General features: G+C 56.9%; 11 protein-coding genes. 9 read left to right on the forward strand and 2 right to left on the reverse strand.

The window, feature by feature from the left end; translation table 11 throughout:
• Positions 1 to 19 precede the first annotated feature (19 nt).
• The 3 genes from uvrA (at position 20) to I6I94_RS00260 (ending at position 4,745) form a co-directional block, all read left to right on the forward strand.
• Positions 20 to 2,908 (forward strand): excinuclease ABC subunit UvrA, encoded by a 2,889-nt coding sequence (gene uvrA / locus I6I94_RS00250; RefSeq protein ID WP_201620733.1) that lies wholly within the window; start codon positions 20 to 22, stop codon positions 2,906 to 2,908.
• On the forward strand, positions 2,905 to 3,927 hold the full coding sequence (locus I6I94_RS00255; protein WP_128087836.1) for a GNAT family N-acetyltransferase: 1,023 nt from the start codon (positions 2,905 to 2,907) through the stop codon (positions 3,925 to 3,927). The genes uvrA and I6I94_RS00255 overlap by 4 nt, the downstream gene beginning before the upstream one ends.
• 104 nt (positions 3,928 to 4,031) lie before the next feature.
• Complete coding sequence (locus I6I94_RS00260) at positions 4,032 to 4,745, forward strand: hypothetical protein (RefSeq protein WP_128087835.1); 714 nt, start codon at positions 4,032 to 4,034, stop codon at positions 4,743 to 4,745.
• A 106-nt stretch (positions 4,746 to 4,851) separates the two neighbouring features.
• Here I6I94_RS00260 and I6I94_RS00265 read toward each other — a convergent pair whose 3' ends face one another.
• Positions 4,852 to 6,318 (reverse strand): glycoside hydrolase family 1 protein, encoded by a 1,467-nt coding sequence (locus I6I94_RS00265; RefSeq protein ID WP_408015299.1) that lies wholly within the window; start codon positions 6,316 to 6,318, stop codon positions 4,852 to 4,854.
• A 118-nt stretch (positions 6,319 to 6,436) separates the two neighbouring features.
• Between I6I94_RS00265 and I6I94_RS00270 the strand changes: the two genes are divergently transcribed.
• Positions 6,437 to 7,666 carry a zeta toxin family protein gene (locus I6I94_RS00270; protein WP_201620734.1) on the forward strand — a complete coding sequence of 410 codons (1,230 nt, stop codon included), beginning with the start codon at positions 6,437 to 6,439 and terminating at the stop codon, positions 7,664 to 7,666.
• Positions 7,667 to 7,743: 77 nt separating this feature from the next.
• On the opposite strand, the gene I6I94_RS00275 is transcribed toward I6I94_RS00270, so the two are convergent.
• Positions 7,744 to 9,264, reverse strand: a complete 1,521-nt coding sequence (locus tag I6I94_RS00275; RefSeq protein WP_201620735.1) for an anion permease — start codon at positions 9,262 to 9,264, stop codon at positions 7,744 to 7,746.
• A 312-nt stretch (positions 9,265 to 9,576) separates the two neighbouring features.
• Here I6I94_RS00275 and I6I94_RS00280 point away from each other — a divergent pair, with 312 nt between their 5' ends.
• The 5 genes from I6I94_RS00280 to hemW all read left to right on the forward strand — a co-directional run bounded on the left by I6I94_RS00280 (position 9,577) and on the right by hemW (position 15,590).
• On the forward strand, positions 9,577 to 10,275 hold the full coding sequence (locus I6I94_RS00280) for a lipoate--protein ligase family protein (protein ID WP_128087833.1): 699 nt from the start codon (positions 9,577 to 9,579) through the stop codon (positions 10,273 to 10,275).
• On the forward strand, positions 10,275 to 11,303 hold the full coding sequence (locus tag I6I94_RS00285; RefSeq protein WP_128087832.1) for an SOS response-associated peptidase: 1,029 nt from the start codon (positions 10,275 to 10,277) through the stop codon (positions 11,301 to 11,303). Before I6I94_RS00280 ends, I6I94_RS00285 begins: the two co-directional genes overlap by 1 nt.
• Positions 11,284 to 12,156 (forward strand): fumarylacetoacetate hydrolase family protein, encoded by an 873-nt coding sequence (locus tag I6I94_RS00290; RefSeq protein WP_006887249.1) that lies wholly within the window; start codon positions 11,284 to 11,286, stop codon positions 12,154 to 12,156. The genes I6I94_RS00285 and I6I94_RS00290 overlap by 20 nt, the downstream gene beginning before the upstream one ends.
• A gap of 160 nt (positions 12,157 to 12,316) precedes the next feature.
• A complete protein-coding gene (lepA, locus tag I6I94_RS00295) occupies positions 12,317 to 14,176 on the forward strand; it encodes a translation elongation factor 4 (RefSeq protein WP_037286595.1) in 1,860 nt (619 codons plus the stop codon).
• A gap of 133 nt (positions 14,177 to 14,309) precedes the next feature.
• Entirely contained in the window at positions 14,310 to 15,590 is a 1,281-nt protein-coding gene (hemW, locus tag I6I94_RS00300) for a radical SAM family heme chaperone HemW (RefSeq protein ID WP_201620736.1), read from the forward strand.
• The last annotated feature ends 308 nt before the right edge of the window (positions 15,591 to 15,898 follow it).

Below are 15,898 nucleotides of genomic sequence, written 5' to 3' on the forward strand. Positions count from 1 at the left end.
AGTAACGGAAGGATAGCCGATGTCCCCTCGCCCCGGCACCAGCGTGCCTGCTGCACCGCGCGCTAACGATCTAAACAGTATTCGTGTGCAGGGAGCACGCGAGAACAACCTTAAAAATGTAGACCTTACCATTCCACGCGATGCGATGGTCGTCTTTACCGGGCTATCAGGGTCCGGAAAATCCTCGCTGGCCTTCGACACGATCTTCGCAGAGGGACAACGCCGATACGTCGAATCGCTCTCTTCATACGCCCGCATGTTCCTAGGGCAGGTGGACAAACCGGATGTAGACTTCATCGAAGGGCTCTCACCCGCTGTGTCTATCGACCAGAAATCTACCTCAAAAAACCCACGTTCTACTGTAGGAACCATCACCGAAATCTACGACTATATGCGTCTGCTGTGGGCGCGTGTAGGGCATGCCCACTGCCCAGAATGCGGTGAAGAAATAACTAAACAAACCCCGCAACAGATCGTTGATACCCTCATGGGGTACCCTGAGCGTACCCGCGTGCAGGTGCTTGCCCCCGTCGTATCTGCACGCAAAGGGGAGTTCGTCGATCTTTTCAAAGACCTGCTAACCCAAGGGTACTCACGCGCCCGAGTAGACGGGCAAACAATGCAGCTTTCCGACCCCCCGAAACTGGCTAAACAGTACAAACACACGATCGAGGTGGTCGTTGACCGTATCGTCATTAAAGACGGCATTAACCAGCGCCTGACTGACTCGGTGGAAACCGCACTACGGCTTGCCGACGGGCGTTTACTTATCGATTTTGTAGATGAGGCGGAAGACAGCCCCGAGCGTACCCGCAGTTTCAGCGAAAACCTAGCTTGCCCCAATAACCACCCCCTGCAAATCGACACAATTGAGCCGCGCGCCTTCTCGTTTAACTCCCCGTTCGGTGCCTGCCAAGCGTGCGACGGTATCGGCTCCCGTCTCGAAGTGGATGAAGAGCTGCTGATCCCCAACCCCGAGCTGAGCCTCGGCGAAGGCGCTATTGCGCCCTGGTCACAGGGCAAAGCAACCACCGAATACTGGTTACGTCTGCTCGCCGGTCTGGGTGAAGAACTTGGGTTTGACCTTAACACCCCATGGAATAAGCTATCCGCCAAAGTGCAGAAAGCGATCCTGAGCGGAAAAGATTTTAAAGTCGAAGTCTCATACCGTAACCGATTTGGGCGTGAACGCCGCTACACCAGCGGATTTGAAGGGGTCAAAGCCTACATTAAACGCAAACATGCGGAGACTGAGTCAGACTTCGCGCGTGACCGCTACGAACAGTACATGCGCCAGGTGGCGTGCCCCAGCTGCCGCGGGGCGCGTCTGAATCCCACTATCCTAGGGGTAAAAGTTGGGCAGAAATCCATTGCGGAAGTAACCGAATTGCCTCTGCGCACAGCCCTAGAGTTCATGCGCGGACTGACCCTTAGCGAACGTGAAATGAAAATCGCTGAGCAGGTGCTTAAAGAGATCGACGCGCGTCTGCAATTCCTGCTGGACGTGGGCCTTGATTACCTGACCCTTTCACGCGCCGCTGGCACGCTCTCCGGCGGCGAAGCGCAACGCATCCGTTTAGCCACCCAGATCGGTTCCGGACTGGTTGGTGTGCTCTACGTGTTGGATGAGCCGTCCATCGGCCTGCACCAGCGGGATAACCGGCGCCTGATTGACACCCTGACGAAGCTTCGTGATATGGGCAATACCCTGATTGTGGTGGAGCACGATGAAGACACCATGCGTGAGGCAGACTGGATAGTGGACGTTGGCCCCGGCGCAGGTGAGCACGGGGGACAGGTGGTGCACTCGGGCACATACGATGAGCTCCTCAAGAATAAGAGCTCAATCACGGGTGACTATATGGCGGGCCGCCGTGAGATTGAGGTACCTGCAACACGCCGGCCGGTGGATAAGAAACGACGGGTGAAAGTGTTCGGTGCGCGCGAAAATAACCTCAAAAATGTGGATGTGGTTTTCCCGTTGGGCGTTTTTACCGCCGTCACTGGGGTGTCTGGGTCGGGGAAATCCACTCTGGTGAACGACATCCTGTACACCTCACTGGCCAATAAACTCAACGGCGCGAAACAAGTGCCGGGGCGCCACAGGAAAATTGAGGGGCTTGAACACCTCGATAAAGTGATTCATGTGGATCAGTCCCCGATTGGACGCACCCCGCGGTCAAACCCCGCAACCTATACGGGCGTATTTGATAATATTCGTAAGCTTTTTGCCGAAACGAACGAAGCAAAAATACGGGGGTATACCCCCGGGCGTTTTTCGTTTAACGTCAAAGGCGGCAGGTGCGAGGCTTGCTCAGGTGACGGCACGCTCAAGATTGAGATGAACTTCCTGCCGGATGTGTACGTACCGTGCGAGACCTGCCACGGCAAACGTTACAACCGTGAGACCCTTGAGGTGCACTACAAAGGTAAAACCATCGCCGATGTGCTTGAAATGCCGGTAGAGGAAGCCGCCGAATTTTTTGCGGCCTTTACCCCTATCGCCCGGCATTTAAATACCCTGGTGGATGTTGGTCTAGGGTATATCCGGTTGGGGCAGCCCGCCACTACGCTCTCAGGCGGTGAAGCGCAGCGTGTAAAACTGGCGGCCGAGCTGCAGAAACGTTCTAATGGTCGTTCTATCTATGTGTTGGATGAGCCGACTACCGGGCTGCATTTTGAGGATATCCGGAAGCTGCTGGCGGTTCTGCAGTCGCTTGTCAATAAGGGCAACACTGTTATCACTATTGAACATAACCTTGATGTGATTAAATGCGCTGACTGGATTATTGATATGGGGCCGGAAGGCGGCGATGGCGGGGGTACCGTAATTGCCGAAGGAACCCCCGAGTCTGTGGCTGGGGTCGCTTCCTCACACACCGGCCGTTTTATCCAGGAGGTCCTGTGAACGCCGCACATGCACGTGGTGCCGTCACCACACGTGACCGTGCCCGGCATATGATCGCCGCCCAGTTAGAAGCCGATTTTTGTTTGCCGCACGGTTCAGTCGCTAAGGCTCACGGACAGGGGGCAGAGCTACTCGCGCAGCTGCAGCTGCCAGCGGATAAGATGGGCTCATCCCGCCGCCGCAACGACGATATTTGGGAACTACGAGTCGCTAACTATGCCGGGGTGGGGCTATTGTGCGCAAAGCACCCGCGGGTGCTTGAAAAAGCCCGCGAGTATATGGCGGGGGATAACCCAAACTGGCTGGGTTATTACGCCCAGCTACGCCAGCTTAACGAGCTTCTGACCCCCTACAGCCAGCAGGTGAGCGGAACCAGCATCTACTACACGCCCACGCGTGCGCTGCTGGAGTCAGTAGTACCTGAAAATCTTCCCGCGCAGGAAGTGAAATGTGCTGTTCCAGGGATCGGCATGATGCGCCGTGTTGATAGCGCATCTCTTCGCCATGCACTATACGATCAGGTCACGGGGGAGCACACTATTGTAACCGCCCCCAATGCTTCAGCGGCAGCTATCGAAACCAGCCCGGAAGATACTGCGGGCACCAAGCTGCCGGTACGGTTTGAGTTTTTAACCCCGCAACAGTGCGAGCGTTTTCGCGGGGATACCCGGTACGCAAACGCCCTGGGGTTCAGCTGCCGCCGCCCCGACGTAACAGTACTAGCCGCATACGGGGTGGAGACGGAGGCAACCGATCCGATTGCTCTGGTAGGTGCAAGCGATGACTCACCGCTCATGCGTCAAATAGGTGTGGACGTGCTTCCAGAATTTCGGCACTACGGGCTGGCTTCACGAATGATCCGCGAGGTGACTCGTATTGTACTCGCAGAAGGGTACCTGCCGTTTTACGGGACAAGCCCATCACACATACTGTCGCAACGCACCGCAGCGGCAGCTGGCCTAACCCCCACCTGGTGGGAATTTGTCTCAACCAGCCTGCACGATATGCAGGTAGACTAAACGAGACGGAAATACTTATTAGGCGCACGCGTTATATGGTGCGGATGGGCTGAGGCTGCCCAAGGAACTTTTCACAAAAACCCGCTACTAGAAGGGGAAAACAGATGAGCACAGAACCAGATTTGCACGCGATCGGCATTGATGAGAGCGTCACTGAGACCCGTGAACGCCTAGCGGGACGAAATGTTCCTGTGATTGATAACCCCGCTGGCGCATCCTGGGGCGTGTACACCGACCCGTCCGGCGCGAAGGTGGCTTTTGGCAGGGCGGAAGACGGCACGGAATACACTGATGCGAACCTAGAGAGCCCACACGCTTACCCGGCGCAGGGGTACCGTGTCTCGCATAACCTGGCGCACTTTGACCTTCTGGAGGGCGGAGACCGTGAAGGCCGCTTCCTCGCGTATGTGGATAACCCCACGGCCCTTACCCTGACCGAGCCGAATAAGGTGACGGTACGACCCGCCGCTCTTGGCGCTGAGGTTGTGGTCTACGCTTCGGAGGATGAGTATCAGCAGGCCCAGTCCGAGCATGATGGCCTTACCCTAGACGCGAAACATCTGAAATCACCGTGGCTTCTGGCGCTGCACAGCGGAGATGCCACGGGGGATGAGGCAAGCTCGGTAGCAATGTTCGCGGCGGTTGTTCAAAGTGCGCAGCTGCGCACCAATGAGCTGACCGGGCGGGAATTCTGGTATGTTCTGGGAGAATCAGTAGTGCCGATGGCTATTGCTCTTCCCGCGGAGACGGCGCAAAACCTGCATCCCGGTGCCGTGATTGCCGGTGCGTTCATTATCGTTGCCTCCGTCGAGGCATAACCACCCCATAAGCGCACAATCCCGCATACTTAATCAATGTGAAGGCAATATAAGAGCCCTGACTAATGAGTAAATATGCGGGATTTTCTGTGTATTGTTGGGTGCCCTACAGCTCGGTCCCGTTGGAGGCGATTACACGGCGGTACCAGTCGAAGGACTTCTTGCGGTACCGGGCCAAGGTGCCTGAGCCGTCGTCACTGCGGTCCACATACACAAAACCGTAGCGTTTTGACATCTGTGCCGTCGAAGCTGAAATCATGTCGATACAGCCCCACGTCGTGTAACCGAGCAGCTGCACACCGTCTGCAATAGCCTCCCGAACCTGCAGCAGATGTGCACGCAAATACTCAATACGGTAGTCATCCAGCACCGTCAGCTCGCCGTTGGCCTCCACCAGCTCATCGCGAGCCCCTAAACCGTTCTCCACGATAAAGAGCGGCTTCTGCCATCGGTCCCAGTACTGGTTCAGCACGATGCGCAACCCCACCGGGTCAATCTGCCAGCCCCACTCCGAAGCCGACAGGTGCGGGTTACTGACCCCGCCGAGCATATTGCCTGCCTCACGCTCCCCGCGTGCCGGGCTGCCGCTGGCGCAGGTAGACATGTAGTAGCTGAACGATACGAAATCAACTGTGTTCTTCAGATCCTGCCGGTCCTGCTCCGTGATCTCAAGCTGCACACCCTTATCCGCCAATTGACGCATAAAATAGCCGGGGTAGGCGCCGCGCACATGCACATCACCAAACATATAGTTGGCTTGCTCAGCGTGTAAGGCTGCGAGCGCATCATCGGGGCTCGGGGTGAGCGGATAGGTAGGCATTGCCAGAATCATGCACCCAATACGCGCATCCGGGGCAAGTTCGCGTGCTAACCGGGTTGCCCGTGCTGAAGCGACTAGCTCATGGTGAATCGCCTGGTATAGCTGCTGCTCTGTCAGCTGCTCCTTAGGGGTGTTAATACCCCCTGACATAAACGGCACATGAAGGACTGAGTTAATCTCGTTGAAAGTCAGCCAATACTTTACCCGGTGCCCGTACCGTTCAAACAGCACCCGGCAGTACCGCTCGTAGAAGCTAATCAGCTTACGGCTCACCCACCCGTTATATTTCTCGGCAAGGTGCAGAGGGGTCTCGTAGTGGCTAATGGTCACTAAAGGCTCAATACCGTATTTTTCGAGCTCATCGAGCAGACCGTCGTAGAACGCTAGACCAGCCTCATTCGGTTCCGTTTCATCACCGTGCGGAAAAATCCGTGACCAGGCGATGGAGAACCTGAATACTTTAAACCCCATCTCGGCAAGAAGTGCAATGTCTTCCGGATAGCGGTGGTAAAAGTCAATACCCTCAAGCTTTAGATTGTCGGGTGTGGGAGTTGCTGTACGTGGGTTGAACCCGCCGCGGGGAAGCACATCCTGAATGCTGGGGCCTTTCCCGTCTTTATCCCAGGCGCCTTCACACTGGTTAGCGGCGGTCGCCCCACCCCACAGAAATCCCGGCGGGAACTCAGCATGAGGTTTTACCATGGGGATAGGTTGCGTATTAAGGGTGTGAGTAATGTTCTGCTCTTGATGCATGAGAGGAGCCCTTCTGCAGCGGTAGACGCACCCGATAAGAACACCATCGTAGCGCGGCAGAACCCGCGGATGCGTGTGACAATAGCCTTGCTTTAAAGCCTACCCCAGGTGTGATTTCGTGACCACCTACACCGGGCGTGTAGGTAATACTTCGGAGCCTCGGTTATGCTTTAACAACGGGTGCGGCGCCGGCCACGGCAAACGCACCTTCGCCGATATTTTTTTGACCCTGAAAGGAGCGCCGACGGTGGCTCTCGACCCCCAAAAAATTGCCATGTACCGGCAAAATCTGCAACAGCTGGACTCCCGCCGCGTCCTCAAAAACAAGATAGAGTCGGGTATGTCTCCGCAGGAGGCGAATGAGAGCGCCGGGTTTAGCGAAGAAGAACTGAACACCAATATGCAGGCGCTGCCGGGTGTGCGACCTGTGAAACCTGGTTTTTCGGGTGCTGGCCCCGAGGAGATCTGCACCCGTTACGCTATTGGCGCCCTGACCAACGAACAGCTGGCCGACGAGCTGACCCGCTGGGACTACAACGTACACGCCCAGTGGAACCCCTACCACGAGTTCCGGTTCTTTATGCCCGGCAGCTACGACGAGCTGGTGATGGCGTTCTATAAGAACCTCATTGACCCCACCGATCTGCAGGCGCTCGCCGCGCGAGGTCTACCGCTGCCTGCTGATTTGATTGAAGAGTGGGAGCAGGAACGAGAGCTTTTCGGGCACGTCACGGCGATTTACCGCAAGATGTTCTCCACCGCCGGTGCGCAGCGGCAAGCGCATGTGGTGGTGGGCGCCCCGGGGTCGGGTAAAAGCGAGTATATTGCGAACACTATTGAGGGGTGGAACGAAGACTATATAGTGATTGACCCCGAGCTTCTTGACCGAGCGTTCTTGCGGCAGTACCTTGCCGAAGGCTGGTATGAGGCTCTAAAACCTGAGCCTGCACGTGAATTTGAGAAGCAGGGGAATAAGCTGTTCCCCATGGATATTGCGACGATCGCCCGTGAAGATTCAGCGAAACTGGGAAGTATTCTTCTGAGCACGTTCGCGGATGAGGGGATGAACCTGATCCTGGAGGCAACGTTCACCCCGGGGTTTGTGGCGCAGCAGCTTGTTGACTATCTGAGCCGTAACGGGTACAGCATTAATGCTGTACGGCTAACCATTGAGAAAGAACAGGCGGTTGAACGGTGCGAGGCACGCTATGAGCGGGAATACGAACAGGCTTTGACGCAGGGGCTTGACGCCCTGGGCGCTAAGCCCGTTGACACGGCGTATATTGACTATGTTTTTGAGAACTACGCTGAGGCTGAGGAAGCTCAGAAAGCGGCTGCTGGCAAGTAGGGTCTGGGCTTTAAAGACTGTTGTGGCGGGCACCTTTGAAGGTGCCCGCTACAGTTGCGCGATGGGGGAGTAGGCTCTTACCGCCCGTACCCGAGGGAGAACATCCAGACAGTACCGATGAGCCCCCAGATAATAATGTTCACAACTGAGGCAATAAAGCCCAGCTTGAACCATTCGCCGGTCTTAATGTACCCGGACCCGAAGTACACCCCGGCAGGCCCGGAAGCGTAGTGGGTGATGCCGCCAATCAGGTTACCGGCGAAACCTAAGAATAGTGCCGCAAACATGGGCGGGGTACCTGCTGCGATAGCTGCACCGAGAAAGACCGCATAAAGCGCCACAATCTGCGCGGTATTGGATGCGAAGAAATAGTGGATGTAGAAGTATACGAGCGCCAGGACACCAAACGCTAAAGGCCACGCCATTCCACCCACACTGCTGGCGACGGATGCGCCGATCCATTCAACCACTTTGAGGGTTTTGAGGTGATCGGCCATGCCTACCAGCACGGCGAAGAAGATAAGCGTGGACCAGGCGCTTGAGTTAGCCGCCATATCTTTCCAGGTAAGTACCTTGGTAACAAGCAGAATAGCGATACCCAAAAATGCGGCCGCCGTAGCATCCACCCCCAGGCTGGAGCCTCCGATCCACAGGATAAGCAGCACTATAAAGGTGCCGAGCATAATCCACTCGGGTCGGGTCATCGGCCCAATGTTTTTAAGCTCTTCACGGGCGTGTGCGGGGGCATCGGGGGTTTTCTTAATGGTGGGAGGGTAGATTTTTGACATCACCCACGGTAGCACGATGAGGGCGGCTAGACCGGGGACGATAGCAGCCAACGCCCATGTTCCCCAGTCCAGGTGCACGCCTTTATCTTGCGCGAATTTCACGGCGAGCGGGTTGCCAGCCATGGCGGTAAGAAACATTGCTGAAGTGATCGTGTTAACCTGGGCCTCTGTCATGAGCAGGAAAGAACCAAGTTTCCGGCGCGATTCCGTGCTCTCATTGGTGGAGCCATTCACCTCAGCAAGGGATTTAATGATGGGGTAGATGACCCCGCCTGCGCGGGCCGTATTGGATGGGGTGGCTGGGGCAAGCACCAAATCGGTAATAGCCATACCGTAGGAGAGCCCCAAAGAAGACTTACCCAGAAGAGACACAAAAAGAAGAGCGATGCGTTTGCCTAAACCGGTGATAAGGAACCCGTCGGCGATAAAAAATGCCGCAACAATAATCCATATGGCGGAGTTGCCAAACCCGGCGAGCGCCTCTTTTTTAGCTGTCATCGTGCCGGTAATCATGGCTATGGCTAAACCAGTGAGCGCTATGGATGGGGTGGGCAGCGGCTGGAGGATGAGACCCAGGATGGTGCCAACAAAAATAGCGGCCATGTGCATACCGCGCGGGTCTACCCCGGGCGGGGCGGGAATAAACCAAATAGCTAAGGTGACGATGACGATGGCCGCAACTTTTAGTGCAAGAATGGTGCGTTCTTGTGACGCACCCGTCGTGTGAGGCGGCGGGGGTGCGGAGGCTCCCGTTGCTGTATCTGGTGCAGCTGTGGATTCTTTGGGCGAATCCTCCGGTTTCTGGCTCATGGCGTTCTCCTTCGGACCAGTGTGGTCTATAGTTTACGCGGTTCGATGCATGTGTTTAGGTGGTTTTATGTGGGAATTTACGATACTGTTTTTCCTGTTTTCTATAAGCATACCCCTGGCAGGTCAAGGGAGAAAGGGGTAGTTAAACCACTAGTGTGTCTGACATTATGTCACTAAAACCCACACGGAGTTACCCGGCGGGCAAGGTTCACCCGCCACGAGCCTTATAGCTGACCATAAAGAGACACAATAAACCCACTGGTTCTTTGAACAGAACCGTTACCTGTAGCGAATACGGGTACACTTGAACCCGTGGATATCCTACGCGAAACCGGTGAAACAGCCGGTGGAATCATTGCCCGTTACGACGAGACACTCACAATTCTGCGCGAGGTTGCGCACCGGCGCCGAAACGCCACTTTGCGCATCTACCAGCCCGAAGCCACCGTTGCCTTTGGACGCCGTGACGAACTCAACCCCGGCTTTGCCCAAGCCGTTACCGCCTGCAAAAACATGGGTTTTAACGTGCTTGTCCGCAAAGTTGGTGGGCATGCGGCAGCCTACCACCCGGGGTGCCTGGTCATCGACCATTTTCAGCCAGCTGACGATGCGAAAACCGGCAGCAACCTACGCTACAAACTTTTCGGCGAGCTTTTCGCCCGGGCGTTACAGGATGTTGGTGTGGACGCAGCCGTGGGGGAGATACCCGGAGAATACTGCCCCGGTGAATTTTCGGTGCACGCCCGGTTAGGAGGCGAACGTTCCGGAGAACGCATAAAACTGGTTGGCACCGCCCAGCGCGTTGTCTCTGGCGCCTGGTGGTTTAGCACAGGCATCGTGGTCACCGACTCGGCTCCACTGCGGTCTGTCACCGAGCGTGTCTATGCAGCACTGGGGCTACCGCTTGATCCGGCAACCATCGGCGCCGCACAAGAGGCCAATCCGGCACTGCTTATGGAGGATTTGGAAGACGCCATCCTTGACGTATACGCGCAGAACGGGTTCCGTTAATGTGCGGCCGGTACGGGCTTGAGGCGCACTACGGCACCTCCCTGGGTGGGGTGCAGCTCACGGAGCCTTTTACCTCGTGGAATATTGCGCCCACCCAGCAGGTCCCAATCCTGCTGAACCGCCGTGTACCCCGTACCGCTCAGGGGCAGCTGCTAGATGCTCCGCGCCGCCCCGGCGTGCACCGGCTGGGGGCATCCACCCTAGACACAGGCGGAACCTACCGGGAAATATACCGTGCCCGGTGGGGCCTGATTCCCGACTGGCACCCCTGGGACGAAGACCCTAAACCTCCCTCCCTTACCTTCAACGCCCGCAGTGAAACCCTTTTTGAGAAAACAAGCTATGCCCGTCCTGCCGTCACCGGGCACTGTGCAATACCCACCAGCGGCTACTACGAATGGGGTGTACAAGGCAGCACCGTCACGGCCCGAGGCACTGTTAAAGAACATAAAATACCGCAGCGTATCGGTCCGCCCGGTCAGTACCTGTACCTGGCGGGGCTGTACGCCTGGCATAAGATAAACCCGGTATCAGCAAAAGCGCTAACCGGTGGAGGGTATGAGCCGCAAACCGGCCAGTGGCTTTTGACGTTCACAATCCTCACGATGGCTTCACCGCGCTCTTACACCAGGCAAGACGGCTCACCGCTTTTACGGGAACTTGGGCACATTCACGAGCGAATGCCGCTGCCGCTCAACCCTGCTGCTGTCAACGGACAACCGAGCACCCTTGACGTATGGTTGGGGTCGGGGCGTGTAGCCGGCACCCCAGAAGATAGTCGCATGCCTACAATGGGCGTGAGCGACCTGCACGATGCTCGTACTGCTCTGGAACAGCTTCAGCACGCCGCCTACCCTCAGGCAGCCCAATGGCGTGTACGGCAGGTTAGCAGCCGTATCGGGAACATTAAAAATAACGATAAGAGCGTACTGGAACCTGATACGAACCTGCTCACCCTGCTAGACTCCGATACATACGCTGAACATACCACCAACCCGGAAGGAACCCATGCGCTGGGCACAGATTAAAGACCAGAAAGGCACCCGCGCCGTCTGCCTGCATGAGCAGACCGTGTATGAGTTCCCCGCCAAGCTCGGACCGCTGCTGCAGTTTTATGGGCGCTACCGGCTGAATTTCGGGGACCCCAAGAATGCGCTCGCTATTATGCGTGAAAATGGGGCGACTACGCTCGGGCACGGGATGCAGCTGTGGGAATCGCTGAATTTTGTGCAACCGATTGACCGCCCCGGTAAAGTTATCTGCGCGGGGCTGAACTACCGGGACCACGCCGCTGAGATGGGGTTTGAGCTCCCGGAGTATCCCGCGATTTTCGCTAAATACGCTAACGCTTTAATCGGCCCGCGTGATGAGATTCGTATGCCCGCCCAGAGCACCAAAATCGACTGGGAAGTTGAGCTTGGGCTGGTGGTGGGTCAGAGCATGAGCGGTGTGAGTGAAGAGCAAGCGCTGGAGGGGCTTCTGGGGTATACGGTCACGAACGACGTCTCGGTACGGGACTGGCAGGGCCGCACCAGCCAGTGGTTTCAGGGGAAGAACTGGGATAGGATGACCCCTTTCGGCCCGGTCATCGTCACCCCGGATGAGGTGGATCCTGCGGCTGGTCTGGCCATGAGCTGTGAGGTGGATGGGGAAATCCGCCAGAGCGGCACCACCGCCGATATGGTGTTCACCCCGGCGCAGCTGCTCTCTTACCTGTCAACGTTTATGACCCTTGAGCCGGGCGATGTGATTCTCACCGGAACTCCGGCGGGTGTGGGGCTGTCGTATCACCCGCGTCGGTGGCTGAAGCCGGGGCAAACTTTGGTAACCCGTATTGAGGGGATTGGGAAGCTGGTTAATACCTGCTCGCAGCCGCAGTAGCACAGCCACCGGCCGGTGCGGGCAGCTGCGCGGAACTGCTGCGTGGGTGGTGGGACGCCTCCCACCCGGCGTTGGTTCGCGCATCCGCTCTAAACATGGGAAAATGTTAGATGGCTATGCCTATTATCTGTGGCGAACACCCTTGAAAGGATTGAAGCGAGTGGCTCCTCTGTCGAAGAACCCGCCCGTCCCGGCGGCCACCGACCCCGCGATTATTCGCAACTTTTGCATTATTGCGCATATTGATCACGGCAAGTCCACTCTCGCTGACCGTATGCTCCAGGCAACCGGTGTGGTTGCCCCGCGCGATATGAAGGCGCAGTACCTTGACCGCATGGACATTGAGCGCGAGCGCGGTATCACCATTAAATCTCAGGCGGTGCGCATGCCGTGGGAGGTGGAGGGCACCTCCTATGCGCTGAATATGATTGACACGCCCGGCCATGTGGACTTCACCTATGAGGTCTCTCGCTCGCTTGCCGCGTGCGAGGGTGCGCTGCTTCTGGTGGATGCGGCGCAGGGTATTGAGGCGCAGACCCTCGCTAACCTGTACCTGGCGATGGAAAATGATCTCACCATCATCCCTGTCCTGAATAAAATTGATCTGCCCGCCGCGATGCCCGATAAGTATGCCGAAGAACTGGCGCACCTTATTGGTTGTGAGCCCGATGAAGTTTTGCGGGTCTCCGGTAAGACCGGTGAGGGTGTGGAGGCCCTGCTGGACCGTATCGTTGAGGGTATTCCCGCTCCCGAGGGTACGGCGGACGCGCCCGCCCGCGCCATGATTTTTGACTCCGTGTACGATTCATACCGCGGTGTGGTCACCTATGTGCGTGTGGTAGACGGCAGACTGGAGCCGCGCCAGAAAATCAAGATGATGTCTACTGGTGCTGAACATGACCTATTGGAGATCGGCGTCATTTCCCCTGAGCCCATCCCCTCGAAGGGCCTGAGCGTGGGGGAGGTGGGGTACCTTATCACGGGTGTGAAGGACGTGCGCCAGTCCCGCGTGGGTGATACCGTCACAAGTGCCCATAAGCCGGCGGAGGAGTCGCTGGGCGGCTATGAGGATCCTAAACCGATGGTGTTCTCGGGCCTGTTCCCCATCGACGGTTCAGACTACCCGGCGCTGCGTGATGCTCTCGATAAGCTCAAACTTAACGATGCTGCGCTCATCTATGAGCCGGAAACCTCCGCGGCACTGGGGTTCGGGTTCCGCTGCGGGTTCTTGGGGCTGCTGCACCTTGAGATCGTGCGGGAGCGCCTGGAACGCGAGTTCAATCTCGACCTGATTTCGACCGCCCCTAACGTTATTTACGATGTGGTAGACGAAGCAGGTAATGCAAAGCGTGTGACGAACCCGAGCGAATTCCCTGAGGGTAAGGTCGCTACCATTCGTGAACCGATGGTGGCGTGTACGATTATTGCCCCCAGCGATTACATTGGTGCAATTATGGAGCTGTGCCAGTCACGCCGCGGGCAGATGGGTGGCATGGACTACCTGTCTGAAGACCGTGTTGAGATGCGGTACCGCCTGCCGCTGGCCGAGATCGTTTTTGACTTCTTCGATCAGCTCAAGTCCCGTACTCGCGGGTACGCATCGCTGGATTGGAAGTTTGACGGCGAGGAAGAAGCTGACCTGGTGAAGGTCGATATCCTTCTTCAGGGCGAGAAAGTGGACGCGTTCTCGGCCATCACCCACCGCGATAAGGCGTACTCATACGGTGTGATGATGACCGGTAAGCTGCGTGAACTCATACCCCGCCAGCAGTTTGAGGTGCCTATCCAGGCTGCCATTGGCTCCCGCATTATTGCCCGTGAGAATATCCGTGCGATGCGCAAAGACGTGCTTTCAAAGTGCTACGGCGGCGATATTTCGCGTAAACGCAAGCTGCTGGAAAAGCAGAAGGAAGGCAAGAAACGCATGAAGATGGTCGGCCGTGTTGAAGTGCCGCAAGAGGCATTTATTGCCGCTCTTTCTTCGGGTGAAGAGAAAGAGAAGAAAGACAAGAAAAAGTAGCCGATACAGTGTGGAAAACGGGTAGGGCTGTTGCTGCGTGAGAATTCCCGCGCGGTAAAGCTCTACCCGTATGACTTAAACGCACCTATCCCGCAAAAAGACTCATACGATACTTGGTGAGGAGGCACCCCGCTTGGCACCCGCACAGCCCTCTGGCGCGCCCGCGCCTCATGATGGGCGTATACCCGCGTCCTCCGCCCGGGGCTGTGAGAGCCGTGATTTCAGCCTCTATGTGCATATTCCGTTCTGTTCGGTGCGGTGCGGGTACTGCGATTTCAACACGTACGCCACCGAAGATTTTGGTGACGGGATAGGGCTGGGCACTTACGCAGACGATGCCATTGCCGAGATTCTCTTCGCCGCCCGAACACTTGAAGCATCCGGGGTGGCAAGGCGCCCGCTGCACACGGTGTTCTTCGGCGGCGGCACGCCCACGAAACTTCCCGCGCGAGACTTGGTGCGTATTCTGCAGGCCGCAGCGGATGTTTTTGGAATCAGAACGGGTGCTGAAATCACCACCGAAGCTAACCCGGATTCGGTGACCCGTGACGATCTGTTCGCCCTCAAGGAAGGGGGATTCACGCGTGTTTCCTTCGGCATGCAGTCCGTAGTTCCTGAGGTTCTGCAGGTGCTTGACCGTACCCACACCCCCGCGAATGTTCCCAAAGTTATTGCGTGGGCACAAGAAGCTGGCCTGCAGGTCTCGGTTGATCTGATCTATGGTTCACCCGGTGAGACACTGGAACAGTGGCGGCGCAGCGTGAAAGCCGCAATTTCGTACCGGCCCGACCACATCTCGGCGTACTCGCTCATTGTCGAGGATGGTACCAAACTTGCCGCACAGATCCGGCGCGGCGACTACACCATGCCAGATAACGACCTGATGGCCGATATGTACCTGCTCGCGGAGGAGTATCTCACCGACGCCGGGTACAGCTGGTATGAGGTGTCGAATTATTCCTCATCGGCGCAGACCCGCAGTGACCATAATTTGGCGTACTGGCGTAACCAGGACTGGTGGGGAATTGGCCCGGGGGCCCATTCGCACCTTAACGGTACCCGGTGGTGGAACCTTAAACACCCTGTTCCTTATGCGCACCGTGTACGGGCCGGGCAGTCCCCGGCAGCTGCGCGTGAGATTCTGGATGCCCCCACCCGGGCGTTTGAGACGATTATGCTCATGATTCGGGTGCGGGAGGGGCTGCCGGTACGTGAGCTGCTGGCGGTGCACGACCCTCAAGAACTCGGGGTTTCGCTGCGATGGCTGATAGCTCAGGGGCTGATTGAGCCAAAGGCTCTGACCGCAAACGCAGAACCGGATCCTCAAGCGCGGGTGCGTCTTACGCTACGTGGCAGGCTTCTGGGAGACGCCGTGACCCGTGAACTACTCCCAGAGATTGATCACAGCACCTAATGATTATATTTAAGGTTTAACCTTATGGAAGTTCATCGAATCTGTTAGACATCAGATTGAATGTTAGATAAACTATACCCGGCGGGGTGAGTTATGTTTAAGATTTCAAAAACATAACTTCCTTGCTGAAGTTGAGTGAATACGGCTGTGGGTCTCCGGTGTCGGAGGCCCACAGCTGCATCTACACCCAATATGCGGTGCCCTGTCGGCACGTTGTACCTATGCTTTTGACATGCTGCCACACAATGGCATAACTGTACCTCGAGCAGAGCCGCCCGGGTATCAAGGCATCAATGGTAAAAGTATCG

Source organism: Rothia aeria (assembly GCF_016726365.1).
Lineage (GTDB): Bacteria > Actinomycetota > Actinomycetes > Actinomycetales > Micrococcaceae > Rothia > Rothia aeria.

Bases quoted from the DNA above. Each gene is read 5' to 3' on its own strand.
- I6I94_RS00265 (WP_408015299.1), bottom strand. From the start codon at position 6,318: ATGCATCAAGAGCAGAACATTACTCACACCCTTAATACGCAACCTATC.
- I6I94_RS00275 (WP_201620735.1), bottom strand. From the start codon at position 9,264: ATGAGCCAGAAACCGGAGGATTCGCCCAAAGAATCCACAGCTGCACCA.
- I6I94_RS00285 (WP_128087832.1), top strand. From the start codon at position 10,275: ATGTGCGGCCGGTACGGGCTTGAGGCGCACTACGGCACCTCCCTGGGT.
- I6I94_RS00290 (WP_006887249.1), top strand. From the start codon at position 11,284: ATGCGCTGGGCACAGATTAAAGACCAGAAAGGCACCCGCGCCGTCTGC.
- I6I94_RS00260 (WP_128087835.1), top strand. From the start codon at position 4,032: ATGAGCACAGAACCAGATTTGCACGCGATCGGCATTGATGAGAGCGTC.
- uvrA (WP_201620733.1), top strand. From the start codon at position 20: ATGTCCCCTCGCCCCGGCACCAGCGTGCCTGCTGCACCGCGCGCTAAC.